This is a genomic window from Mesorhizobium sp., assembly GCF_004962245.1.
GTDB lineage: Bacteria > Pseudomonadota > Alphaproteobacteria > Rhizobiales > Rhizobiaceae > Mesorhizobium.
Genome location: NZ_SUHQ01000001.1, coordinates 146,373 through 168,369, shown reverse-complemented (window position 1 = coordinate 168,369; position 21,997 = coordinate 146,373). Strand labels below are relative to the sequence as shown.

The 21,997-nt window shown below is 60.2% G+C and carries 25 protein-coding genes and 2 tRNA genes; 13 read left to right on the top strand and 14 right to left on the bottom strand.

All coding sequences use genetic code 11. The annotated features are described in order from the left end of the window. Positions 1 to 49: 49 nt before the first annotated feature. Positions 50 to 493, bottom strand: a complete 444-nt coding sequence (locus E5X88_RS00830; RefSeq protein ID WP_292157639.1) for a DUF3775 domain-containing protein — start codon at positions 491 to 493, stop codon at positions 50 to 52. Next, complete coding sequence (locus tag E5X88_RS00825) at positions 493 to 1,314, bottom strand: helix-hairpin-helix domain-containing protein (RefSeq protein ID WP_292157244.1); 822 nt, start codon at positions 1,312 to 1,314, stop codon at positions 493 to 495. Before E5X88_RS00825 ends, E5X88_RS00830 begins: the two co-directional genes overlap by 1 nt. Before the next feature lie 88 nt (positions 1,315 to 1,402). Between E5X88_RS00825 and prs the strand changes: the two genes are divergently transcribed. Continuing rightward, positions 1,403 to 2,500 (top strand): ribose-phosphate diphosphokinase, encoded by a 1,098-nt coding sequence (gene prs, locus E5X88_RS00820; RefSeq protein ID WP_292157242.1) that lies wholly within the window; start codon positions 1,403 to 1,405, stop codon positions 2,498 to 2,500. Here the strand turns inward: prs and E5X88_RS00815 are convergent. After that, positions 2,445 to 3,506 (bottom strand): hypothetical protein, encoded by a 1,062-nt coding sequence (locus E5X88_RS00815; RefSeq protein ID WP_292157637.1) that lies wholly within the window; start codon positions 3,504 to 3,506, stop codon positions 2,445 to 2,447. The two genes, prs and E5X88_RS00815, sit on opposite strands and share 56 nt — an antisense overlap. Positions 3,507 to 3,613: 107 nt before the next feature. Between E5X88_RS00815 and ftsH the strand changes: the two genes are divergently transcribed. The 4 genes from ftsH (at position 3,614) to E5X88_RS00795 (ending at position 7,273) form a co-directional block, all read left to right on the top strand. Further along, positions 3,614 to 5,434: an ATP-dependent zinc metalloprotease FtsH gene (gene ftsH, locus E5X88_RS00810; protein ID WP_292157241.1), complete on the top strand. Its 1,821-nt coding sequence runs from the start codon at positions 3,614 to 3,616 to the stop codon at positions 5,432 to 5,434. Between the two features lie 71 nt (positions 5,435 to 5,505). After that, a complete protein-coding gene (locus E5X88_RS00805) occupies positions 5,506 to 6,000 on the top strand; it encodes a pyridoxamine 5'-phosphate oxidase family protein (protein WP_292157239.1) in 495 nt (164 codons plus the stop codon). Positions 6,001 to 6,113: 113 nt separating this feature from the next. Beyond that, on the top strand, positions 6,114 to 6,761 hold the full coding sequence (locus E5X88_RS00800) for a BON domain-containing protein (protein WP_292157635.1): 648 nt from the start codon (positions 6,114 to 6,116) through the stop codon (positions 6,759 to 6,761). Between the two features lie 107 nt (positions 6,762 to 6,868). Next, positions 6,869 to 7,273, top strand: coding sequence for a host attachment protein (locus E5X88_RS00795; protein ID WP_292157237.1), 405 nt, complete (start codon positions 6,869 to 6,871; stop codon positions 7,271 to 7,273). A 161-nt stretch (positions 7,274 to 7,434) separates the two neighbouring features. On the opposite strand, the gene E5X88_RS00790 is transcribed toward E5X88_RS00795, so the two are convergent. From E5X88_RS00790 to E5X88_RS00760, 7 genes are all read right to left on the bottom strand, one after another. Further along, positions 7,435 to 7,737 carry a DUF982 domain-containing protein gene (locus E5X88_RS00790; protein ID WP_292157235.1) on the bottom strand — a complete coding sequence of 101 codons (303 nt, stop codon included), beginning with the start codon at positions 7,735 to 7,737 and terminating at the stop codon, positions 7,435 to 7,437. Positions 7,738 to 8,026: 289 nt separating this feature from the next. Continuing rightward, a complete protein-coding gene (locus E5X88_RS00785) occupies positions 8,027 to 8,686 on the bottom strand; it encodes a hypothetical protein (RefSeq protein WP_292157232.1) in 660 nt (219 codons plus the stop codon). A 14-nt stretch (positions 8,687 to 8,700) separates the two neighbouring features. Further along, the gene (locus E5X88_RS00780) at positions 8,701 to 9,297 is read right to left on the bottom strand and encodes a flavin reductase family protein (protein WP_366929921.1); all 597 of its coding nucleotides are present in this window, start codon (positions 9,295 to 9,297) and stop codon (positions 8,701 to 8,703) included. A 184-nt stretch (positions 9,298 to 9,481) separates the two neighbouring features. Further along, positions 9,482 to 10,369: a universal stress protein gene (locus E5X88_RS00775; RefSeq protein WP_366664792.1), complete on the bottom strand. Its 888-nt coding sequence runs from the start codon at positions 10,367 to 10,369 to the stop codon at positions 9,482 to 9,484. A gap of 26 nt (positions 10,370 to 10,395) precedes the next feature. After that, complete coding sequence (locus tag E5X88_RS00770) at positions 10,396 to 10,698, bottom strand: XRE family transcriptional regulator (protein ID WP_292157230.1); 303 nt, start codon at positions 10,696 to 10,698, stop codon at positions 10,396 to 10,398. 39 nt (positions 10,699 to 10,737) lie between these two features. Next, positions 10,738 to 12,360: a chaperonin GroEL gene (groL, locus tag E5X88_RS00765; RefSeq protein WP_292157228.1), complete on the bottom strand. Its 1,623-nt coding sequence runs from the start codon at positions 12,358 to 12,360 to the stop codon at positions 10,738 to 10,740. A gap of 1,046 nt (positions 12,361 to 13,406) precedes the next feature. Further along, positions 13,407 to 14,048: a peroxiredoxin-like family protein gene (locus E5X88_RS00760; RefSeq protein WP_292157226.1), complete on the bottom strand. Its 642-nt coding sequence runs from the start codon at positions 14,046 to 14,048 to the stop codon at positions 13,407 to 13,409. 522 nt (positions 14,049 to 14,570) lie between these two features. On the opposite strand from E5X88_RS00760, the gene E5X88_RS00755 reads away from it, so the two are divergent. Then, positions 14,571 to 14,735: a hypothetical protein gene (locus tag E5X88_RS00755; protein ID WP_292157224.1), complete on the top strand. Its 165-nt coding sequence runs from the start codon at positions 14,571 to 14,573 to the stop codon at positions 14,733 to 14,735. A gap of 9 nt (positions 14,736 to 14,744) precedes the next feature. On the opposite strand, the gene E5X88_RS00750 is transcribed toward E5X88_RS00755, so the two are convergent. Further along, positions 14,745 to 14,978 (bottom strand): hypothetical protein, encoded by a 234-nt coding sequence (locus tag E5X88_RS00750; protein ID WP_292157222.1) that lies wholly within the window; start codon positions 14,976 to 14,978, stop codon positions 14,745 to 14,747. A gap of 516 nt (positions 14,979 to 15,494) precedes the next feature. Next, a complete protein-coding gene (locus E5X88_RS00745) occupies positions 15,495 to 15,788 on the bottom strand; it encodes a helix-turn-helix transcriptional regulator (protein WP_292157220.1) in 294 nt (97 codons plus the stop codon). Positions 15,789 to 15,880: 92 nt separating this feature from the next. Here E5X88_RS00745 and E5X88_RS00740 point away from each other — a divergent pair, with 92 nt between their 5' ends. From E5X88_RS00740 to E5X88_RS00730, 3 genes are all read left to right on the top strand, one after another. Further along, positions 15,881 to 16,654 (top strand): hypothetical protein, encoded by a 774-nt coding sequence (locus tag E5X88_RS00740; protein WP_292157218.1) that lies wholly within the window; start codon positions 15,881 to 15,883, stop codon positions 16,652 to 16,654. Next, positions 16,651 to 16,932 (top strand): hypothetical protein, encoded by a 282-nt coding sequence (locus E5X88_RS00735; RefSeq protein WP_292157216.1) that lies wholly within the window; start codon positions 16,651 to 16,653, stop codon positions 16,930 to 16,932. Before E5X88_RS00740 ends, E5X88_RS00735 begins: the two co-directional genes overlap by 4 nt. A gap of 306 nt (positions 16,933 to 17,238) precedes the next feature. Continuing rightward, positions 17,239 to 17,580, top strand: coding sequence for a hypothetical protein (locus tag E5X88_RS00730; protein WP_292157213.1), 342 nt, complete (start codon positions 17,239 to 17,241; stop codon positions 17,578 to 17,580). A gap of 176 nt (positions 17,581 to 17,756) precedes the next feature. Here the strand turns inward: E5X88_RS00730 and E5X88_RS00725 are convergent, their stop codons facing one another. Further along, a complete protein-coding gene (locus tag E5X88_RS00725; protein ID WP_292157211.1) occupies positions 17,757 to 18,305 on the bottom strand; it encodes a hypothetical protein in 549 nt (182 codons plus the stop codon). 108 nt (positions 18,306 to 18,413) lie between these two features. Beyond that, positions 18,414 to 18,488 (bottom strand) — tRNA-Asn (locus E5X88_RS00720). 222 nt (positions 18,489 to 18,710) lie between these two features. Here E5X88_RS00720 and E5X88_RS00715 point away from each other — a divergent pair. From E5X88_RS00715 to E5X88_RS00700, 4 genes are all read left to right on the top strand, one after another. Then, positions 18,711 to 18,971 carry a hypothetical protein gene (locus tag E5X88_RS00715; RefSeq protein ID WP_126042622.1) on the top strand — a complete coding sequence of 87 codons (261 nt, stop codon included), beginning with the start codon at positions 18,711 to 18,713 and terminating at the stop codon, positions 18,969 to 18,971. 330 nt (positions 18,972 to 19,301) lie between these two features. Then, a tRNA-Cys gene (locus E5X88_RS00710) sits at positions 19,302 to 19,375 on the top strand. A gap of 106 nt (positions 19,376 to 19,481) precedes the next feature. After that, a complete protein-coding gene (locus E5X88_RS00705) occupies positions 19,482 to 20,150 on the top strand; it encodes a protein-L-isoaspartate O-methyltransferase (RefSeq protein WP_292157631.1) in 669 nt (222 codons plus the stop codon). A gap of 184 nt (positions 20,151 to 20,334) precedes the next feature. Further along, on the top strand, positions 20,335 to 21,741 hold the full coding sequence (locus E5X88_RS00700) for a TolC family outer membrane protein (RefSeq protein WP_292157207.1): 1,407 nt from the start codon (positions 20,335 to 20,337) through the stop codon (positions 21,739 to 21,741). Positions 21,742 to 21,997 lie beyond the last annotated feature (256 nt).

The following is a 21,997-nucleotide window of genomic DNA, read 5'->3' as shown; positions in this document are numbered from 1 at the left end:
GTCGCCGCGCGAAACGCAATCCGTCAGCAAGCGCAGGGCGCTGCAATGGCTAAAGGTGCTCGCCCTCATACTCGGCGCAGGAGTAGCCGAGTGTCGACAGACCATCGGCGAGATGGTCAGCAAGCAGGGGTGTCCCGCAAAGATAATCAGCCGTATGCTCATTGTGCGCGTCAGCCGCCTGCGAGCGGACACTCTGCCATTCGTCGGCGGAATGATCGTCGCGGCCCAGCCACATCAGGGCCACTAGGTCGATCTGTGCGTCAATGGAAAGATCGGAAATCAGCGACCGCAGTTCCTCAAGGACCGGGTCGTCGTCATGATCCTCGAGGATCGCGGCGGAATGATCGTCGGACGGATTGGAGGCGGGGCTGGGTTCGGTAACCGGATCCTTGGCATCGAATTCGCGCGCCTTGATGATAATGAAGCATACGGTTTCGAGCGGAACTTCGAGTTCCGTCTCGCCGTCACCAATCCTGGTCGCCGCTCTTTTCATCATGCTGGTTCCTTCAGTTGCTTTTCGTCTTCCCGTCCCCGGACGACGCGCTTGCCCGCCATCGGCCCACGTGTTTCGGTGACGACTGTGCAGCGCCCTTCCGGCTGACCCTCGGCCTGGAAATAGATCACGACCCAGTCGCGCGTCTTCGCCAATTCGTGCGCCAGCCTGGTGTTCGAGAAGAACGCGGTGAAATGCCAGTTGTCGTGTCGCGCGTGCAGGACCGGCAGCCAGGCCTCGCCCTTGGGATTGAAGCGCTTTGGGGCGATTTTGCGAAGCTCGCCGGCAGCTGCTTTTTCGCGGTACATGCGATCGACATCGAGCAGCATGGACACCGGCGGTAAGGGTTGAGGCTGATGTGTCGTTCTCAGCCGAACTCTGCCGAGCCGCTCGGCGAGGGTCGCAGCCAGCATCTCCTTGCGCCGGTGGCCAATCCCCTTGATATGAAGCGCGCCGCTATGGAGGGCGTTCTCGAGGTCTTCGAGGCTCTCGAGCTGTGCCTCGTCGGCGAGGCGGTGCGCGTATTGTGGGCCGATGCCGGGGATCGACCGAAACAACGCTTCCGGCTCCATCTCGCCGCGCAGCCGTTCCAGTTGGGACCACCGTCCCGTCGCGATGATCTCGGCAATCGCGCCGGCTATGCCTGTTCCGATTGCCGGAAGGGCGACGAGGCCGTCGCGTCCCTCCTTTGCCAGGATTTCGCCCAAGGGCCGCTCCAGTTTGGCGACTACATCGGCCGCCGATCTGTAAGCCCGCGCGCGGAAACCGTCCGCGCCCTGGCTGTCTAGCAGATCGGCAAAATCGCGGAGTTTTGCTGCCACGCCGATGTTCTCAGGGAGTGGTTTAGTCGCCAATGTCATCATTGGCTTGACGCCTGTGTCCGGCGTCGTGGTCCGAAGCAGCTCCGGCATGGCTTCCCCCAGCGCAGGACTTCAAGATTGTCGATTAGTGCCCCTAAGCCATTCGCAGGCCCGCATCCTTGATGCGGATCAATCCATCCGTGCCCGAAACTGGATAACAGGAAACATGCGTTTCTTCGCACTCAAAGGCTCGGAACAACTCGGCGCGGCCGCGGCGCGGGCGCTTTCGATCGAACTCGATCCGCATGAAGAGCGAGATTTCGAGGACGGGGAGCATAAGGCGCGCCCGCTTGTCAGCGTGCGCGGCAGGGACGTCTATGTACTGCACAGCCTTGGTGGAAGTGGCGGCGTGTCCGCCAACGACAAGCTGTGCAAACTCCTGTTCTTCCTGGCGACATGCAAGGAAAACGGCGCCGCGCGAGTAACAGCGGTCGTTCCCTATCTAGCCTACGCGCGCAAGGACCGGCAGACAAAGGCGCGCGACCCCGTCACCACGCGCTATGTCGCGCAACTCTTCGAGGCTATGGGTACGAACCGGATTGTGACGCTCGACGTCCATAATTTCGCGGCGTTCCAGAACGCCTTTCGCTGCGTGAGCGTGCACCTCGACACGCGAAAGCTCTTCGCTCCCCTCATGGGCAAGCTGGCCGGCGATCTGCCGATCACCATTTTCTCACCCGACAGCGGCGGCGTAAAGCGCGCGCAATTGCTCAAGGAGGCCCTGGAGGCGGAAACTGGGAAGCAAATCGGCTTCGGCTTCATGGAAAAGCGCCGCAGCCGGAATGTAGTTTCCGGCGAACTGTTTGCAGGCGACGTCGCGGACAGTGCCGTTTTCATTGTCGATGATCTGATCAGCACGGGTGGCACTATGCTGCGCGCAGCACTTGCCTGTCGTGAACGCGGTGCCAGCGCCGTTCAAGCGATCGCCACGCACGGACTGTTTGGCAAGGGCGCCGACGTGCTGTTCGGCAGCCAGGCGATAGACCGCATCATCGTCACTGACAGCGTGGACTCGGCTGCAGCCGCCAAAGCTCGTTACACTGAGGCGCGCTTGGAAATTGTGCCGGTCGGCCGTCTGATAGGCAAAGCGATCAGGCGTCTCCACACACAGGGGTCGATTTCCGAATTGATCGGGATCGAACACTGAACATCTCGCGCTCCGCCTGCCTGATGTAGCGGATTGCCTGCGGGCGCCATTTTTCCGGATGACGGATCGGCGTCTCGAAGAGATGAGCGACCCCGAGACGGGCCTTCAGCAATGCTCTGAAACCGCCGTAGAGCGCCAGCAGCTCGGCATCGGGGCTATCCGGCAGCCGACTTTGCAGAGCCTTGACCAGCAGCGGCCGAATCCATGGCGCGCCCAGCATCTCGCATTCCATGCCTAGATAGTTGATCTCGTCATAGGGATCGATGACGCGCATCGACCGGTTGAACTCGAGGCAGTCGATGATCTGGGGCGGCTGGCAAAGACAGACGTGTTCGGGGCGCAGGTCGCCATGCCCTTCGACGATCGCGCCGCCAAGAATGCGCGCTTCGATCCGCGGCTTCAATCGCTGCAGCAGTCCATCCACCATGTCCAGCGCGCCAGAAGCGATATCCGCCAACGCCAATTCCGGCCGGAGCAGGATGGCGCGGTTGATCCGCTGCTCTCCGGTGAGGTGGCGCAGATAGGCGCCGCCGCCGTCAATTTCGGCCTGACGTTGCGCATAAAAGACCGCCAGCGTGTTCGCGACGTCGTCGATCTGCGCCGCGGCCAGGCGACCGCAAGCGATGCGCTCGTCCAGCATGTCGCCTTGCGGCAGGCGTTTCATTTCGACCAGCCAGTCGACGACGCGGCCGCTGCCGCCGAGGGTTAAGCGGCCCGATGCGTCACGGCGAAGAGAAAGGACCCGCCGATAAGTTTCAGCGGCAAGGCGAGCGTTCAGCCGCAGTTCCTCGCCGCAGTAAAACTGCCGCTTCCTGATCGTGCTGAAATCCAGGAACGCGTGCCTGACCGGTTTCTTGAGCTTGTAGACCAGTTCGTCCGTGAGGAAGACCCAGGACATATGCGTCTCGCGGGCCTCCACATGTGTCGTTCCGCTCCCGTATGCCGCCGGATCGCTCAGAAAGCGTACCTTCGCTGCCAGGTTTGCAATTTGTCGCTGTCTCGCCATCGCCGGCACAATGGTAGCCGGCGACGGCTGTCACTTTGATGCGCATCAAGGACGCGCCCGCAGGGCATGACATTTTGCAGACAAGCAAAGTCGACGGGCGGAACGCTATGGATCGCAAACACACTTTTAACATCGGCTACGTTATCGCCGCTATGGTCTTCATGGCGCTTTTTCAGCTTTGGTTCGGGTATCGCGATCTGGCTTCGATTTCCTACAGCGATCTCATTCGCTATGTTGCGGATGGCAAGGTCGCGTCAGTCACGGTGACCGAGACGACCATCCAGGGTCGCTTCTCGGCGCCGCAGGACGGAAAGCAATACTTCGTCACCAATCGTGTCGATCCCGCCATGGCCGAGCTGTTCGAGAAAGCCGGCGTCCAAATCACCGGAGCCACCGACAGCAACTGGCTGACCACGATCCTGTCCTGGGTGCTGCCGACGCTTCTCTTTTTTGGTCTGTGGGCTTTCCTGTTCCGAGGCTTCGCCAATCGCCAGGGCATGGGTGGTCTGATCAATATCGGCAAGTCGAAGGCGAAGGTCTATCTGGAGCGCAAGACGGGGGTCACTTTCGAAGATGTGGCGGGCGTCGACGAAGCCAAGGCGGAACTGCAGGAAATCGTCTCCTTCCTCAAGGACAAGGACAAATACGGCCGCCTCGGCGCGCGTATCCCTAAGGGCATCCTGCTTGTCGGCCCACCTGGCACAGGGAAGACGCTGATGGCGCGCGCCGTCGCCGGCGAGGCGGGGGTGCCCTTCTTCTCCATCTCCGGCTCGGAATTTGTCGAGATGTTCGTCGGCGTGGGGGCGGCCCGGGTGCGTGATCTGTTCGAGCAGGCCCGGCAGGCCGCGCCCTGCATTATCTTCATCGATGAACTCGACGCGCTCGGCCGCGCCCGCAGCCCATTCGCGGGTTATGGCGGCGGTGATGAGAAAGAGCAGACATTGAACCAACTGCTGTCGGAACTCGACGGTTTCGATCCGCGCGTTGGTATCGTGCTGCTTGCCGCCACCAATCGGCCCGAAATCCTGGACCCGGCCTTGCTGCGCGCCGGGCGCTTCGACCGGCAGGTCGTTCTGGACCGGCCTGACCGCAAGGGCAGGGAGGCCATCGTCAAGGTCCACATCAAGAACGTTTCAATCGCGCCTGGCGTCAGAGCGGACGAGATTGCCGCGATAACGCCCGGGTTCACCGGCGCGGACCTTGCCAATCTGGTCAACGAGGCGGCCATCATCGCCACGCGGCGTGGCGCCGACAAGGTAACGATGGATGACTTTACCAATGCGGTCGAGCGCATCGTCGAAGGGTCGGAACGTAAAAGCCGATTGCTGAAACCGCAGGAGCGTGAGCGTGTCGCCTTTCACGAAATGGGGCATGCCCTGGTGGCGGTCGCGACGCCAAGCGCCGATCCGGTGCACAAGGTATCCATCATCCCGTGCTCGATCGGCGCACTCGGGTTCACCATGCAGCGCCCGACGGAGGATCGGTTTCTGATCACCGTCGGTGAGTTGAAGGACCGCATGGTCGTCCTGATGGGCGGCCGCGCGGCGGAGGAAGTCATATTCGGCGAAGTCTCGACCGGGGCGGCCGACGACCTCGCGAAGGTCACGGATGTAGCCCGTCAATGTGTCACCCGCTTCGGAATGGATTCGACGGTGGGGCAGGCCGTTCTCGAAGAGCAGCGCCTGCAATGGCTGGGTGACGGCCCTGGCCTACCGAGCAAGAAAGACTATTCGGAGGCTACGGCGCGGGAAGTCGACCTGGCAGTGCGCGGCATGATCGACCAGGCCTTTGCTATTGCCAGGGATGTGCTTCGGGAGAGGATCACCGACCTACGCGCCGGCGCGAAACTGCTGCTCGAGAAAGAAACATTGACGCCCGACGAGTTCGCGCCGTTGCGGCGAACCGCGGTGCTGGCCCCGGCGGCGTGAAGGCGACGCCGACCGAGATACCGACCATTCTTGAATGAGGGAGTGTCATGAAACACAAGCTTCAGCAGAAGATGATCAACATCCTGGCGCGTTGCATGGACATGACCATTGCAACGACCCGCTCCGACGGCTCGCCGCAGGCGACGGTCGTCTCGTTCGTCCATGACGGTCTGTTGCTCTATTTCGGCTGCGGAGCCGGCTCGCAGAAGGCTATGAATATTTCTCGCGATCCGCGCGTTTCGGTCGCCATGACTGCGCCCTATGCGAACTGGCTGGAGATTCAGGGATTGTCGATGGCAGCGACCGCCACGGAGGTCGTGTTGCCGTCCGAACTCACAGAAATTGGACGCATGATGGTGCAGCGCTTCCCTCAGATTTCGGTTATCCAGCCCAGTGAGGCCACACCCGTGAAGCTGTTCAGAGTACGGCCCACGATCATCTCTGTTCTCGACTATTCCCTGGGTTTTGGTCACACCGATCTCGTCAAGATCGAGGCCGATGACATCGCCGAGACCCTGGACAGCATGCGACACCATTGGCTTGTGGGCACGTCCGCCACTTCATGACAGTCCTTCAGCCAGTCAGCCCGGCATTGAGCCGGATCAATGAGGAATGGCGCAAAAGATGCTCTTTGCTTGGCTGCGGGAGAAAATCCCGCTCAACAAACAGGAGACAGACCATGACGGATATAACGTTGCGTCAGAACATTCTCGATGAGTTGGAATTCGAGCCGAGCATCGACGCTGCCCACATCGGTGTCGCCGTGGAAGACGGCATCGTCACACTTACCGGGCATGTTTCTTCCTATTGGGAAAAGACGACTGCCGAAGATGTAGTCAAGCGGATCAAGGGAGTGAAGGGCATCGCCGAGGAAATCGAAGTTCGGTTGGTTGGCCTGAAAGGGACCGCCGACGACGAGATCGCCAAACGCGCGGTCGATGCGATCACCTGGAATGTCTCCATCCCGAGGGACAAGGTGCAGGTCAAGGTACAGGACGGATGGATCACGCTAATGGGCAAACTCGAATGGCAGTATCAGAAGAATGCCGCAGCTGAGGCCGTACGCGGCCTGGCAGGCGTTGTCGGCGTAGCCAACCAGATCGAAATCACCCCCCGTGCATCAGGAGCCGACATCAAGAAGCGCATCGAGGATGCGCTGAAGCGTGACGCGGAAACCGAAGCACAGGCGATCCGCGTCCACGTTCTGAATGGCAAGGTGACCCTGGAAGGCAAGGTCAGGGCCTGGTCAGAGCGCCAGGCTGCGGAACGCGCCGCCTGGTCGTCGCCAGGCGTCCGAACTGTGGAAGATCGTATTTCCATAATCTGATGGGCCTATGAGTTGGAAGCGGCGGCTTCGTCAGTGGCCGCCGCGTCGCCAACGATGGCTAGAGAGTGCGCTGGATCTCGGTCCAACCATGTCGCGGGAGAAACAACATGATTCTGGCTAACGGTACCCTCGTCGCGGTAATCGACGGCGATAAGCTGCGCTTGTTCCGCAACAAAGGTCACGAACCTCGGATCGACCTGGTCGAAATGCCCGAGCCGGGGTTGCACCTGGCGAACACGGGCTCGGGCGGCAGGCATCGCAGTTCCACCGCTAATCCCGACGACTCCCGCCTGCGGGAAGACGACTTTGCTGCGGCCGTGGCTGCCTATCTCAATCGCGAGGCGCTGACGGAAGCGTTCGAGCATGTGGTAGTGATCGCCGATCCGCGGACGCTGGGCGAGCTGCGTAGGCACTTTCAGGCACCGTTGAGAGCAAAGCTGGTGGGCGAGCTGGCCAAGGACCTTGCGAAACATTCCACCGAAGCCATCGAGAACACGTTGACGATGGCGTGAATCGTTCCAGTACTTGAAGCGCTCAACCACAGGGGTGTTGACGCGGAACCGAGAGCTTCGTCGCGACAAAGCGACGACATCGCCTTGTCGCAGTGGCGCGGATCAGTTTGAGGCGACCTGGCTTGGTGGGCTAACCGGAGGACGCTCTCGCGCCCCGAGGCTTAGGTCGATTTGCTACCACGACTCGACTTCGCCCCCATGGCGCAGGGCATAGCGGCGGATGCGCCTTCCAGAATCTTGGCAGATCTGGCGAAGCTCGCGAATGCATCGTGCGCGACAGAAAGCGGAACGCCACCGGCATGGGCCCGTTCACAGGCACGAAAGGCAGTTTTATAGATCGGTCCCCTGCGATCTTTCGGCCACCCCTCAAGAAACTCGAATGCTTCAGCCAGGCATCCAATCTCCTCGATCAGGAACTGCCCATTCCTGACCAGAACGGGTCGATCAAAACGTCTATCGCTCATAGGATCCTCCATCAGCTCTGGGTCGCATCTGAACCTGACAGCGTCGATTGCGTTGTGGAGCCTGTCGTGGTTGGGCGTTCTTCATTAGCCGCGCTACGTGCTGAAGAATTCCACATTGGCTCGGGGGAGAGTCTAGCCAACAGGCGATGGGGATGCGGCGCTCGTCGTGTACTGAGCGGTATCGTCGAGGCCGCTAGGAAGTTTATGCGATGGGTCTCGCCCCTCTTGCTCATCACAATTCCCGCTGCGCGGAGTGCTTCCTGAATCACTTTGTAGGTCACACCGACGATCAGCTTTCCTGTCCGGCTATGGAGGCCGCAGCGCTGGCAGCGCCGGCGACCTTCGGACTGGCTGGCACCGAGAAGGGTTTCCCGAGGTGGATGGATGTCTGCGGTACCGTACCCGAGATCGAGAAAGGCCCTGCCGGCGACAAATCTGTACTGGTGTCCGCCGCGGCATCGCCTGTGACAAATTGTTTTGCGGCTATTTCCTGCGTCCAGACGGCAAGAACGCTCTGCTGGGTCGTGACCGTGACGATGCAGTAGCCTCGGGGATCCAAGATGAAGAGCGCCTCGTCATCTTCATTCCGAATCTGGTGGAAAGCGTTGTCGATGACTTGCAGGCAGGCGACCAGTCGCTCCAAGTCCGGGAGGCGGGTGTGGCGCAGCATGTCGGCAAGCCGGAAGACTTCAATGCCGTCTTCGCTGTTCCTCGCCGTATCGCGGCCAAGTTCGAAGAAGACGTTGACCACAGGCAGCAGGCCCCTGATCGACGTATAGATCGCCATTGCTTCCTGAGGACTGCAGGCGGCCAGATGCGGCGCATCGGCCACGACTGTCTCGGATTGCGGATGCAGGCCCAGCGAACGGGCGATCTCCTGCTCGAGCCACTGCCGCACTTCCGGTGGAGCGGACCGAATCTGTTCAGGGCTGAGTGTAATGCCAACCATTTTGATGACTCCATTCAGGCTCTGCCGCCACCAGAACAGAGATTGGATGCCACGACCTTGATCCGTATCAAGCGGCCGACCTCAAGGCATAGCCGACTCGAAATGGATGATCTCTCCGTCCATACGAAGGCTCCCTTTCCAATATGGTGGATGGTCTTCGGCTTTGGCTGCCCCGGATCAACCCAAGCCTTCACAACTTCCAGAACGAAAAGATTGTATTTGTTGACCAGGCGGGTATCGACGACGCGACATTCGAGATTGGCGAAGCATTCAGCGACCAAGGGTGCCGCCACGTGCTCGGCGGGCAGCGGTGTCAGCCAAATCGTCGCGAACTTGTCTTTGTCCCGGCCTGAACAGTTGCCTACCTCCACGACTTTTTCTGCCAGACCTACGGCCGGGATCGCGATCACGCACTCCTTCGTGTCGCGCAGTGCGGCAAAAGAGAAGTCGCCGCTCGATACGACACAGGCAATCGTTGGGGGTGTGAACTCCACCATTGTGTGCCACGACAGGGTCATGACGTTGGCGCGTCCTCTGGCCCGGGTTGTCAGGAGAACAACGGGACCAGGCTCGATCAGCCGATAGACCTCGGCAAGCGGCAGTTCCTTCATCTCGATACCTCAGCTGCATTTCCAGATCAGGAAGCGCGAGGCGCGCCCTGCGGGACTTCGGTTTTTTCGAAGCGATCGAGCTTGAACGAAAGCAGGATTTCGCCGCCGTCCCGAACGATGCGACCCTTATTAGCCTGTCGCTCGCCCAATCAGCCGGCGAACAGCCTTGTATTCAGCGGTAGCGTCAGTTCGAAAACAATCGGTTGATTGAGCTTTGCTTGAGCAGGGAGCGGGTCATGCCTCCAAAGGCCCATTCACGGATCCGGCTGTGACCGTAGCCGCCAGCGACCACAAGTTCAGCACCCATGCCGCGAGCGAGTTCGGTGACGGTTTCGCAAGCGTCCGCATGACCGGCGCCTAGGACCTCCGATCTCGCCTTCACGCCATGCCTCATCAGGAACCGCACGACGTCGCTGACACTTTCGCGCGCATCCCTCTGGTTCTGTTCCTCGATCGTCGCCACGAGCACATCTTGTGCGCCGGTCAAAAAGGGCAGTGCATCGGTGACTGCGCGCCGAGCCTCGCGAGTATCCTTCCACGCCACCAGAACCTTCTTGGGGTCGGGCGGAGCAAGTTGGTCGGCCGCAACCAGCACGGGCCGTCCGGCCGACAGCACTAGCGTTCCTATATCGACCACCCGGTGGTGATCACCGGCAACACCCGAGGCCGGCGTTCCGGTCACGATGAGATCTGCTGCGCGGGCATGCACCGCGAGCAGACGTGTCGGATCGCCGATCTCTTCGCGCCAGGAGGCATCGTCTCCGACGACACTCAGGAATTCTTCCTTCAGGACCTTCAGGCGATCCTCGATCTCGGTCCGGCGTTGACGCATGATTTCCGCCGCCGCCATGCCGCCATCGTTGCCAGGAACAAACACATATGAATCGGCCGCGGCGAAACCGATCAGCGTAGCTTCGAAGCGTCGCGCCAACTCCAGCGCATAGGTCGTTCGCGGCGCTGCCGGAGAATCGAGGTCGAGTTGAACGAGAATAGTGTTGAAGATCATTTTCGTGCCTCCGATAGGATTTATCGCAGGATCACCGCAGGTCAGATGCTGCGCCTTGATGCGCATCAAAGCATGCATACTTTGCCAGTTCGTCAGGGCACATCGTCATCGCCGACCCTGCCGCCTTCCGCCTCCCAATCCGAGATCTTGCGGGATTGGTCAGCATCGAAGCGAAGCCTGACTCCGGCGCCGCCCATGGCGTCTTCGCGAATGAATTCCGCGCCCAATCCCTCCAAAGCTTGCCGCAGGGCGAGCATCTCGGCGTCGGGTAAACTGCGGCCGGACCTTTCGAAAGACAGGATAGCCTGTGCCGAAACGCCGGACGCGGCAGCCAAGAGAGGACGGTCGACCTGGATGAGAATGCGCGCAGCGCGGCACTGTTGCGGCGAAATCATCGAGTTGTGTGTTTCCACCATATCAGGCCCCCAGGTCAGCTACATCGTCATTTCCGGTTCGAGAGCGCGTTCTTTCGCGGGTTCCGGAATTTCGGTCATGGTCGCTTCCGTCAAGAGCAGAACACTGGCGACCGAGACGGCGTTTTCCAAAGCGATGCGCACCACTTTGGTCGGGTCGATGATGCCGGCCTCGACGAGGTCGACGTATTCTTTGCGTCCGGCATCGAATCCGAAGTTGCCGGTGCCTTCAATCATCTTGGCAATGACGACCCCGCCGTCGACTGCTGAATTCTCTGCGATCTGCCTGACCGGTGCTTCCAGCGCACGCTTGAGGATCTGCACGCCGGTCCGCTCGTCGCCTTCGCAATGCTGCTCCTCGTCAGCCACTGTCGCAATGCAGCGCAACAGGGCAAGGCCTCCACCAGGAACGATGCCTTCGGCGACCGCGGCCTTGGTGGCGCTGATGGCATCATCGAGCGCTTCCTTTTTCGATTTCATCTCGGCCTCGGTCGGCGCGCCGACCTTGATGACGGCGACGCCGCCCGCAAGCTTGGCCAGCCGCTCCTGCAGCTTTTCGCGATCATAGTCGCTCGTCGTATTGTCGATCTCGCGCCGGATCTGTTCCACGCGACCCTTGATCGCCTTGGCGTCTCCGCCACCGCCGATGATCGTCGTGTTGTCCTTGTCGATGACTATCCGCTTCGCACGCCCCAACTGCTCCATCGTGACATTTTCCAGTTTGAGCCCAAGGTCTTCGGAGATGACCTGTCCGCCGGTCAGGATGGCGATGTCCTGCAGCATGGCCTTGCGACGATCGCCGAAGCCCGGTGCCTTGACAGCACAATTCTTGAAGGTGCCCCGGATCTGATTGACGATGAGCGTCGCAAGCGCCTCGCCTTCGACTTCTTCGGCGACAACCAGCAAAGGCGAGCCAGACTTTGCCACGGCCTCCAGCAACTTGATGAGATCGTTCAGCGACGCGATCTTCTTCTCGACGATCAGCACCAGCGCGTCTTCCAGGACCGCCTCCATCTTCTCGGCATCGGTGACGAAGTAGGGGGAGAGGAACCCGCGATCGAACTGCATGCCTTCGACGACGTCCAGAACGGTTTCGGTGGTCTTCGACTCTTCGACCGTGATGACGCCTTCGCCGCCGACCTTCTCCATTGCCTCGCCGACCAACTGGCCGATGAGCGGATCGTTGTGCGCGGAGATCGTCGCCACCTGCTCTTTCTCGCGGCGGGTCGAGACCGGTCGCGATATCTGCTTGAGCGTCTCGATCGCGCGTTTTGTTGCACGATCGAGGCCCTTCTTGATGTCGATCGCACTGGCGCCGGCGACGACGTTGCGTACCCCATCGGCGAACATCGCATGGGCCAGAACTGTCGACGTGCTGGTGCCGTCACCGACCATGTCTCCGGTTTTCTCGGCCGCCTGCCTGAGCATCCGCGCGCCAAGATTCTCCTCGGAGTCCTTCAGGTCGAATTCCTTGGCTATGGTCACTCCATCATTGCAGACAATGGGCGCGCCCCATTTCTTTTCGATCAGGACCGACTTGGAGCGCGGCCCGAGCGTCACACGCACGGCGTCGGCGAGCTGGGTTGCGCCACGAAGAATTTTTTCGCGTGCAGCGGAACGAAACAATACCTGTTTGTGGGCCATGACCGTCTCCAAACTTCTTTGCGTATTTGCCTAACAGGCGTGCGTTCAGCCCGCTTTGACACGCATCAATCGCGTTCCAGAGCCATGTTGACCAGGATCAATGATGGCTGGCCCCGTTTTCTGTTGGGTGCCGTCGATGCAATTTTGGGGAACAGCCATGAAGACGAATGAAACGCCTCGATACGACGCCAGTGTCAACACGACCGGTTGCTGCCCCAAATTCAATCCCGCAGGTTGGGACGCGACCTCGCTGCATCGCCTGCAGCAGGGCGAAGCTGCGCCACGGCGACATGCCGCGCGAAATCCGTACCAGCGCGTATGGCCCGCTTTCCAAGCCGATATCGCTACCTTGAGGGCCAACTTTCCCTCATTGGCGCGAAAGGGGCGGCGAACCCCAGTCCCGAGGTTCGCCGCCCTGGCTACACATGAGACGTGTCGAACGCAGCCGCAGGAAACAATGCGGCCAGCATGGCATCCCTCCAAGCCACTCCCGTGGAACATTAGAAGGTTCTGATTATTTTTCTGTGAGCAGTGGGCACGCTCCCCTCCGCTGCCTGCTGCAGATCGGGACCCGAACCCGATCGGGCCCGCGCTCTCCGCCAGAGGCGCGGGCTTCTTGCTTTCAATTCACTGGCTGCTTCATCGGCATGGTGAAGAACCTGGCCAAGGTCGCGCATGTCGATCATCTGCTTGCAGATGGGACATTGCACGAAGTGCTCGGCTTCAGCTCTCGGCTCCCTGTCGTGCGGCCTTCCCATGTAGCCAGTGGCTTCGTTGTCCGTGCGGAGCTTCATTGACCTGCAACGTTGACGATGCCGGTTTTGTTGCCCGCACCGTGTATTTTTGGAACCTAAGATAATCCGCCTATGCGGCTTGCTCACTCTAGCGTCCGGGCGGTCCGCAGACCGTTGAATCGAAATCGCTACGAAGCCCACGGGCAGACCTTAGCCTCCCGCGCTGAGCATTTCGATGATTGTTAAATCCAAAGAATCACCACAGGACGGTGGCCGTCGAGCGAGTTTTCAGCAGCCCATTTCCGCAGCCTATTAATGTGCAACTTGGGAAGCTGCCGACATCAATTCCTCGGGATTCGGCGCTCTGAAGGTGTTGAGGCCATCCTCCAGAACTTCAGTGAAGTTCCAGCGTACGATGCCCGCCCGGTCGATTAGGAACTGACCGACAAGCTGCGCCTGGCCGGAAGCCATCGCCTGCTGATCGGCTTCCGTAATCTCATATCCTTCCTTCTTGTTAAGAAATTCGTTCATTGCCATGACGTCCATAGGCTCGGGCAACTCGCCTGGGAGATGGAACGGTATCGCCATGACCGTGTCCATCCCGACCTCGCGCAAGCCGAAAGCACGGTGCGAGGCCCGCTCCGGGTCGGATGCGGCGAGAAGATCGGGTGCCGGGTGGTAACGGAAATAGAGCCGCGCCCGCTCGACCGGCGTATTGACCACCGCCAGGCATTCGACGCCTTTCTCACGCAGGGCCGGCTTGAGTTGCGCCATCGCCGCGACATGGCGCCGGCAGAACGGACAGTGCAGGCCTCGGAACAAACCGATCAACAACGGGCTACGGCCTCGAAAATCATCGAGCGCGATCTTGCCTTCGCGTGAGATCGCATTGAGCACAACATTCGGTGCCCGGTCGCCCGGCTGCAGCGGGCGGTCAACACTACTCGTGGACATGGACAACCTCCTCGCCCCGGGTCAGTCAGGGAAAGCAGCACACCAGCGTTTCGGAGGCGATCAAGTGCTGGGGGCGAAAGCTTCCTGTGCCAAGGCAATAGCTTTCGACCTCTGCCATATTGCCGAGGTCGAGATTACGCGCGTTGCAAGCCCATCATAACACGAAAAAGCATCTGCGGGTCGCCGCCAAATGTGATGAATGACCTCACGCGAGCGCACTCCCGAATGCTCTTGCGCTGAAGGTCAGGTTCCGACATCTATTTGGAGGTTCAAGACTGCAACGCCCAAGGGGCGCGGCCGACTTGTGGCAGGCGCATCGCCTCCGGCGCCGCAACAACGCGTCATTGCCGCGTGGTCATTTTGGGCCATGGCTCGACAAGCAGGAAGGCCTTTCCCGCAGTATGGCCCAGCGATGCATGGCGCTGGTCACAGGCGGGCGCCAGGACGCGCGAGGTGCTTCGGCGCCTGCATCGGGACATCTGGAATTTAGGTGCGGCCCAATAGGGATTGATATCCAAGCGAATGACCGACAAGCCGGCAACAACCTACATCGTGAGCGTGTTCGACAAGCCGCATTGGCGCACAGTGCTGACCACGAAGGACAAGGCCAAGGCGGAAGCCCTGGCCAAGGAGATCGGCGACAAGGTGCAGATCGAAGAGATCACGCCGAAGCCGAAGAAGCGTTAGGGGAAGGCGCTATTCAGCCAGATGGTCCTGATCGATCTTGGCAATTACCTCCTCAAGGGCCTGCACTGCACGCCTCGCAATCTCAATATGAGCGGCCGTGTTGTCGACTTTTCCCTTGCCCGGTTGAACGGTCCAAATGCCGGTCTTCCCCGCTTCGGCATTGGCGATAAACCGCCGCTCATCGTCAAGCTGCTGGCTAAGTTTTTCTCGGAAAGCCTTCCACTGGTCTTTCGTAGCGGGCATCGGTTTCCGTCCTATCTAACAGCGCACGTTGGGAACTGACCTGCGGCCCGATCCGCAAGAGCTTTCGTTACCTCGGATTTGGTAGCGCACGCCCTCGCAAGCTTGACGCCGAATCCTTGGCCCTCCAGGCAGCGAACAATGTAGCGGTCTCGCAGTTCGGCATTCACGTCATAGGTAGTCGATGAGGCGGGGATGTTGATGGCCCCGACGCGGTTGCAAGTCGTCATAGTGCCATACGTATTGCATTGGATCGTGCCGGGGTTGTTGTAGCCGGGGTTAATCTGCGTGGCCAGCGACTGCGGAATTTCTCTGAACGAGGCAATCTTGCATTGATCGGTCGCGGTCTGGGTTGAGTTGAGATCAACACCAGGCTTGAAGACTACATAAGCCGGTGTGGACTGACATCCAGCAATAGCCAGAGCCGCGAAAATATAGCGTTTGCGTATGAGTGATTTCCCCCTCCGCGCAATGGACGTCAAAAGCTTCGCCCCCGCAAGGCACTTGACGATCTGCCAACTACATTTCGTTGTTTTCGATGATGCCGGCTTCGCCGTCTGGCAGGTGAGGTGCGGACGGCCGCGATTTCTTGAGCCTCACACCAGCGCCGCCGCCGTTTTCCGGGATGAACTCGACACCGGCCGCGATCAGCGTTTCTTGAAGCCTTGCAAGCGTTGTGGCGTAAGGTGCGCGTTTCCCGGACTCAAAGTCTGCGATCGTTGCCCTTCCAACTTCGGCCTTCTCCGAAAGATCCTGTTGCGACCATCCAATCAGGCCGCGCGCTGCCCTCAACTGACTTGCTGTGATCGTCATAGGCTCCAACTTCATGCAAAATGTATTGACTTGATGGTGATGTCATGTATTTTGCATGATGTTACATCAACAACGCTCTAGGAGCAACAACAATGCCGAACACCACTGTTCGGGCAGCCGCCGAAGGCATGCCCGCTGCCAACCTAAACCGCCGCCGCCTTCTGATGGGGCTCGCGGCTGCATCCACTGCCGCCGCCGCTGTTACTGTGGCGCCGGCCGCGCACTCTGCCGCGGTGAATGAAAACCCCGAACCGGTCCGGCTCGGAAATGAGTTGCCGGCGGCGGAAGCGGAAATGCTCGCAGCCAAAGCCGCCAAAAGCGCGGTGATCGCGGAATGGTCGCCACGCTGGCCTCTCGCGCCGGACGAAATAATAGAACACGGGTGCGAGATCGAGCGCAATCTTACCGGCGCGGGATTACATCGAGACGGACGCAAGGATTGCTTGCGTGTCGGTACCGCCAATGACTTCCGCTGGTGGAAAGAGTCGCTTGAACGTCAGCTAGCTTCGAAGCGGATCAAGTCGGAAGCGCGCCGCACCCATCTCCGCAAGGAGATCAAGAAAACGCAGCGTAAAATCTCTATTGCCGAGAGGTATGCTGCCGAAACCGCACGCATCCGTGAGGCTTCAGGTTATGAGCAGGCCTCGGAGCGGCATTGCGCGGCAATCAAGGCCTTAAGCAGCTTGATCGTAGCCATCATGGCGCAGCCGGGAACGTCCATGCAGGGCGTCATGATCAAGGCGCAGGCGCTGGCCACATGGAAAAAAGCTGACCGTGTCTACCGAGTGCTTAATGTCGATGGCTTCGATTGGGGTTCGCAACTCGCGGCATCGGTTATTCGAATGGCTAGCGAGGCGTCGTCATGAGGCGCCAGACCGTATTCATCGGCATGACGCCGACCCTACGCCTGCGGATCGAAACGACGATCGAGAACCTTCTTGCGTTGCTCGACGAGATCGACGGCGACCCGGATCTAGAGCCCTGGCTGGCGGGCGGCGCCGAAGTCGTCGGCACCGATGACCGGGAGCAGGACGACTGCGACCTTGAAGAGCAGCACGACGCAGAACCATGTCCGGATGACTACGGCGAAATCGTCATGTGGCGCGACGACCTGAAGTCGCAAGAAGTGCTGGTGCGGTTATGATGACAACAGCCGTTCTCATTGCCGCTGTCTTCGTTGTCGGCTTCATGGCCGGAGACAGGCGTGCGGTGCGCCAGTGCAATTCGATCTTGGATGATCACTGGCGCGAGCTGATGAAGTCGATCCGGGAAGAGCCGATAAGGCTTGTGGGTCCTGCGGATCGAGATGAGTCCCAACAGCCGACGTTGCACTAATCCCGTATCAGGCAATTTGCCCGATAGCGCCCGCTGCCTCACGGTGGCGGGCTTTTTTGTCGCTGAGGAACCTTACGCCGCGGCTGGCCGTTGAGGCCCACCAAAGGAGATCACAATGGCCGACGACCCGAACGAAGCCGCAATGCCGAGCACGCAACGCGAAGCTCAGGAAGCCTTGGAAAAGCAGGTTGCGCAATTGAAGCGCGAGATCAGCAAGATCAATCGGACGCTAGCGGAGCGCGCTGAAGAGGTGGTTGAGGAAGCCACTGGTTGGTATGAGAGCGCGGCCGATAGCGCGTCTCGCACCACGCAAGCACTTCGCAACAGGGCGTCTACGGTTTCCGGTGCCGTTCAAGAAAATCCTGGCACGGTGTCGTCCGCCTTCATACTGGGCGCGGCGGTAGGCTTGTTGTTGGGCCTCGTTCTTGTGGCCGGCGACCCGCGTCGGGATCGCTAGTTCTAACAAGCCCAAGGAGGTTGCCAGAGCCCGCTGCCGAAAGGTGGCGGGCTTTCTTTATCTTGTGGCAGAAAAGTCACGCAGCGTGAATATGCAGAGATTCAACCGGCGCGAGCTTATTATCCAGCTAAGCGAGGCGTACCTTGTTCAAGGGCCAAGGGGGCTCTCCTCCCGAACTAGCGGCCCGCTGCCTCTGCCTGGTGGCGGGCTTTTTCGTTGGCTCTCAAGGTAGATCGCTCGGACAAGACATCCTCGCGCTTTATGCCTGCGAAAAATTCTGCGACTTCGCTCATAAGACTGCGCGAATCGAAAGTTTCGCCATCGATTTCGAAGACCAGAGATTTGTCTCGCACATCCGCAATGCTGTTTTCGCCACGGATAGGGCGCTTACCGAGTGTCGGATGCTTGACCAACTGCTGTTTGGCAAATGGCATTCTGATAATGGCCAATCGCAGCTTCAAGGCATTGGTTTTTTCCGCGAGTAGGCTGGAAAAGCAACACCTGTTTTCGTCCATCGTTCGGACGATTTCATAGGCACCCAAAGTCCAAAACCAGAAAAAGTCATATGCTTTCAGAAGATCCGGCCCCGGCTCCTGTCGGGACAAAGCCGCCTCGATCTCCGAACGCATCCGCTGGAGCGACTGCAGTTGAACGACGGTGGAAACTGAAAAGGCCAAGAGGGGGCTTTTCCGATAAATCTCCTCAATCTGTAGTTCGTCGTCCATTATTCTGAACTCGCCAGCGGGAACTCGAAATGTAGCCCCAGATGTAGCCCCGGGCATGGGTCGGCAAATTTGCCGATGCTCGAACATTCGCTAAGTGCTTGAAAATGTTGGCTCCCCGGGCCGGATTCGAACCAGCGACCAACCGGTTAACAGCCGGTTGCTCTACCACTGAGCTACCGGGGAACAGAGGCTCTCATGTGAGTGGCGCAGCCTATAGCAAACCCGTTTCGGCTTTGCAAAGAAGCATTTCGTATTTTTTCGGTGCTTTTTCGCGCGGCGCTTTCTCGCAATCGTGCGCCGGCGCCCTCATATTAGCCGTCTGGCGGGGAGCGCGGAACCGAAAACGCGGTTGCGCCTTCCCCCAGCTGGTGTTTTTACTTTGCCCGAACGGACCACCGATCAGACATGAGCGCAGCGAGCCACAACCATCCACCGGCGCGGAAGATATCGGTCTTTGGCCGTCAGTTCACCATGCCGCGCTCGCGCGGCCTCAGGATTGCGATCGGCGCCGTGCTGATCTTCGGCGGCATTCTTGGCTTCCTGCCAATCCTGGGTTTCTGGATGATACCGGTTGGGTTGCTGGTGCTTTCCTACGAGTTTGCCTTGGTGCGCCGCCATCGGCGCCGGCTCGTCGTGTGGTGGGAACGGCGGCGGCGGCCGAACTGACAGGTTTGTGCGCGGCAGGTTGGCAAGCCTCTGAGAAGGGGCGTTTTTCCGGCTCGACTCAATCTGGGCCAATGCCGGTGCTTTTTCCAGGCGCTCACAAATCTCTTGGCGGCCCTCCTGCTTCTCCCGACGTAAGGTCCATGCCCAGGGCTTCCCGTTGCCATACTTCGTATTTTAAGAGTTCGCTAACATGCTAATCGCAGCATACGTATCGACGATTCGACGTGTGGCATCGTGGACCCAGAGGAAACCGTCCGGAATGCACCATGGCCGCTTGACGACATTTTCGCCGCAACCTATTGGAACCGGGTGGAACGCCGGGAGCAATGAGGCCTCGTGGCGGAGTGGTTACGCAGAGGACTGCAAATCCTTGCACCCCGGTTCGATTCCGGGCGAGGCCTCCAAATGCTCAAGCTCCCGCGCATCAGCGCCAGGGGCTCGAGTTCCGGTCGAAACGAGTCGCGGTCCTGGCGCGGCAAGCGAATTGGTTTTGGGCGGATTGGTTGGAACATGAGCGCTGATTTTGCCGAACGTCGGGTGAAAATGGTCGATGGCCAGGTCCGCACCACCGACGTGACCAGCGCGCCGCTGCTCGAGGCGATGCTTGTCGTGCCGCGCGAGGCCTTTGTCGCCCCCGCTCAGCGCGATCTTGCCTATATCGACGAGGACATCCGCATTGCCAATGGAGCGGATGGCCCACGCTACCTCATGGAGCCTTCGCCGCTGGCCAAGCTGATGCAACTGGCCGCGATCGATCCCGGCGATTCGGCGCTCGACGTCGGCTGCGGCACCGGCTATGCGGCGGCGATTCTGTCGCGGCTGGCAAAGTCGGTCGTCGCGCTGGAAAGCGATCCGGCTTTGGCCGAGACCGCCATGTCGACGCTGTCGGCGCTGGGCTGCGACAATGTCAGCGTGGTCAAGGGACCGCTGCCGGAAGGCCATGCCGCGCAGGCGCCCTACAACGTCATTTTCATCGGCGGCAGTGTGGAGAAAGTGCCGAGCTCGCTGCTCGACCAGCTTGCGGAGGGCGGTCGTCTCGTCGCCGTCGAAGGGCAGGGGAATTCAGGCGTCGCCCGATTATTTATTAAGACAGGGGGGGTTGTAACCGGAAGAGGCGCATTTAATGCGGCAATTAAGCCACTACCCGGATTCGAACGTATTCGTGCGTTTGAGTTCTGAGTGATTTTGGCTTGCAGCCGAGGCGTTGTCATGTTCGCTTGGGCTTGAACAATCGTTGCTGATCCGCATGACTGGGGTACTCTTGGGGGCTGACAGCAGGGAACCTGAAACACATCGCGCCGGCTGCTCAATGCGAGAAAGCCGGCGCGGTGTGGTTCCCATGCAAAACGAATGAGGGAATAACGTGCCGTCTTTACGCAAGAGCCTTTTTGCCGCCATCCTTGTTTCGGCGACCGCGCTTTCTCCGGTGGCCGCCTCGGCGGAAACCATCCTCGGCGCACTTTCGAAGGCCTACCAGAACAATTCCTCGCTCAATTCGGCCCGCGCCGGTGTCCGCGTCACCGACGAGGGCGTGGCCATCGCCAAGTCGGGCTGGCGCCCGACCATCACCGGTTCCGCTGACATCGACTACTCCAGCAGCCATTTCGATGCCCGTAGCAATGTCCCCGGGCTGAATCGAAGCTTCGCGTTAACCACCGGCAACTTCGGCGTCCAGATCGACCAGACCCTGTTCGACGGCTTTCAGACCAAGAACAATGTCGCCGCCGCCGAATCGCGGGTCCGCGCCTCGGTCGAGAGCCTGCGCAACACCGAAGAGAACATTTTGTTCAACGCGGCAAGCGCCTACATGGACGTGATTCGCGATCGGCAAGTGGCGGTGCTGACGGAGCAGAACCTGCAGTTCCTGACCGAGCAGGCGCGCGCGGCGCGTTCGCGTTTCGAGGTCGGCGAAGGCACCCGCACCGACGTGGCGCAGGCCGATGCCGAGCGCTCCTCCGCCGTGGCGGAACTGGCCGCGGCCCGCGCGCAGGCGCTGGCGAGCGCTGCGACCTATCGCCAGATCGTCGGCGACGAGCCGGGCAAGCTCAGGGGCGCTTCGCCACTGTCGAAGCTGTTGCCGCGGAACCTCGATGCGGCGGTCGCGATCGCATCCAGCGAGCACCCCGCCATCCTCGCCACCCAGCATCTGGTCGACGCGGCGGCGTTTTCGGTGAAATCGGCCGAAGGCGCGCTGCTGCCGCAGCTCTCGGCTTCCGCCGGCGTTTCGAGCGCCTATCGCAACACCGTGCCAGGTGTATCCGGGGAGTCGGATGGCACAACCAATTCGGCCAGCATAGGTGCCACGTTGACCGTGCCGATCTATTCCGGCGGGCGGAACTCGGCGACGGTGCGCCAGAATAAGGAATCGCTCAGCCAGGCGCGGATCGAGGTCGACGTCAGCCGCGACACAGTGCGCCAAGCCGTGACCTCGGCGTGGACGCAATATACCGCCGCCCAGCAAACAGTGGTGGCCAACAAGCAGGTGATCGCCGCCGCGCAGCTTGCGTTGAGCGGCGTCATCGAGGAGCGCAATGTCGGCCAGCGCACAACGCTCGACGTCCTTAACGCCCAAGCCACCCTCATCACCGCCAAGATCAACCAGGCCAGTTCCGAACGCGATTTGGTGGTGGCGAGCTATGCCATCCTCTCGGCGATCGGCCATCTTTCGGTCGATCGTCTCGCCCTTCAGGTGACGAAGTACAGGCCCGAAGAGCATTACAATGCGGTCAAGGACAAGTGGATCGGCCTGCGCACGCCGGATGGCCGCTGATCGCATCAGCAGTTTCAAGTTCCGCCCAGATTCGCTATGCTGAAACGCCGTGCGTCCCAAAGGACGCGCGGCGTTTCAATGTATGTTGGGATTCAAGCCAAGACGGCTGAATGTCAAAATGCCCTAATCTGTTGAAATCCAATCCGCTCTCAGATTGGGGATTCTCGCAGGGCGATCCGTCGGTTACGCTGTCGCCATGATTCGAATCCGGTTTTTGCCGGACAGGAAATCTGCAACGAGTCACAAGGGCGGCGGA

Bases quoted from the DNA above. Each gene is read 5' to 3' on its own strand.
- E5X88_RS00705 (WP_292157631.1), top strand. From the start codon at position 19,482: ATGAGCGCTGATTTTGCCGAACGTCGGGTGAAAATGGTCGATGGCCAG.
- E5X88_RS00775 (WP_366664792.1), bottom strand. From the start codon at position 10,369: ATGCGCATCAAGGCGCAGCATCTGACCTGCGGTGATCCTGCGATAAAT.
- prs (WP_292157242.1), top strand. From the start codon at position 1,403: ATGGCTTCCCCCAGCGCAGGACTTCAAGATTGTCGATTAGTGCCCCTA.
- E5X88_RS00815 (WP_292157637.1), bottom strand. From the start codon at position 3,506: ATGGCGAGACAGCGACAAATTGCAAACCTGGCAGCGAAGGTACGCTTT.
- groL (WP_292157228.1), bottom strand. From the start codon at position 12,360: ATGGCCCACAAACAGGTATTGTTTCGTTCCGCTGCACGCGAAAAAATT.
- ftsH (WP_292157241.1), top strand. From the start codon at position 3,614: ATGGATCGCAAACACACTTTTAACATCGGCTACGTTATCGCCGCTATG.
- E5X88_RS00725 (WP_292157211.1), bottom strand. From the start codon at position 18,305: ATGGACGACGAACTACAGATTGAGGAGATTTATCGGAAAAGCCCCCTC.
- E5X88_RS00745 (WP_292157220.1), bottom strand. From the start codon at position 15,788: ATGACGATCACAGCAAGTCAGTTGAGGGCAGCGCGCGGCCTGATTGGA.
- E5X88_RS00755 (WP_292157224.1), top strand. From the start codon at position 14,571: ATGACCGACAAGCCGGCAACAACCTACATCGTGAGCGTGTTCGACAAG.
- E5X88_RS00740 (WP_292157218.1), top strand. From the start codon at position 15,881: ATGCCGAACACCACTGTTCGGGCAGCCGCCGAAGGCATGCCCGCTGCC.
- E5X88_RS00830 (WP_292157639.1), bottom strand. From the start codon at position 493: ATGAAAAGAGCGGCGACCAGGATTGGTGACGGCGAGACGGAACTCGAA.
- E5X88_RS00800 (WP_292157635.1), top strand. From the start codon at position 6,114: ATGACGGATATAACGTTGCGTCAGAACATTCTCGATGAGTTGGAATTC.
- E5X88_RS00750 (WP_292157222.1), bottom strand. From the start codon at position 14,978: ATGCCCGCTACGAAAGACCAGTGGAAGGCTTTCCGAGAAAAACTTAGC.
- E5X88_RS00780 (WP_366929921.1), bottom strand. From the start codon at position 9,297: ATGAAGGAACTGCCGCTTGCCGAGGTCTATCGGCTGATCGAGCCTGGT.
- E5X88_RS00770 (WP_292157230.1), bottom strand. From the start codon at position 10,698: ATGATTTCGCCGCAACAGTGCCGCGCTGCGCGCATTCTCATCCAGGTC.
- E5X88_RS00715 (WP_126042622.1), top strand. From the start codon at position 18,711: ATGAGCGCAGCGAGCCACAACCATCCACCGGCGCGGAAGATATCGGTC.
- E5X88_RS00735 (WP_292157216.1), top strand. From the start codon at position 16,651: ATGAGGCGCCAGACCGTATTCATCGGCATGACGCCGACCCTACGCCTG.
- E5X88_RS00795 (WP_292157237.1), top strand. From the start codon at position 6,869: ATGATTCTGGCTAACGGTACCCTCGTCGCGGTAATCGACGGCGATAAG.
- E5X88_RS00785 (WP_292157232.1), bottom strand. From the start codon at position 8,686: ATGGTTGGCATTACACTCAGCCCTGAACAGATTCGGTCCGCTCCACCG.
- E5X88_RS00730 (WP_292157213.1), top strand. From the start codon at position 17,239: ATGGCCGACGACCCGAACGAAGCCGCAATGCCGAGCACGCAACGCGAA.
- E5X88_RS00760 (WP_292157226.1), bottom strand. From the start codon at position 14,048: ATGTCCACGAGTAGTGTTGACCGCCCGCTGCAGCCGGGCGACCGGGCA.
- E5X88_RS00805 (WP_292157239.1), top strand. From the start codon at position 5,506: ATGATCAACATCCTGGCGCGTTGCATGGACATGACCATTGCAACGACC.
- E5X88_RS00790 (WP_292157235.1), bottom strand. From the start codon at position 7,737: ATGAGCGATAGACGTTTTGATCGACCCGTTCTGGTCAGGAATGGGCAG.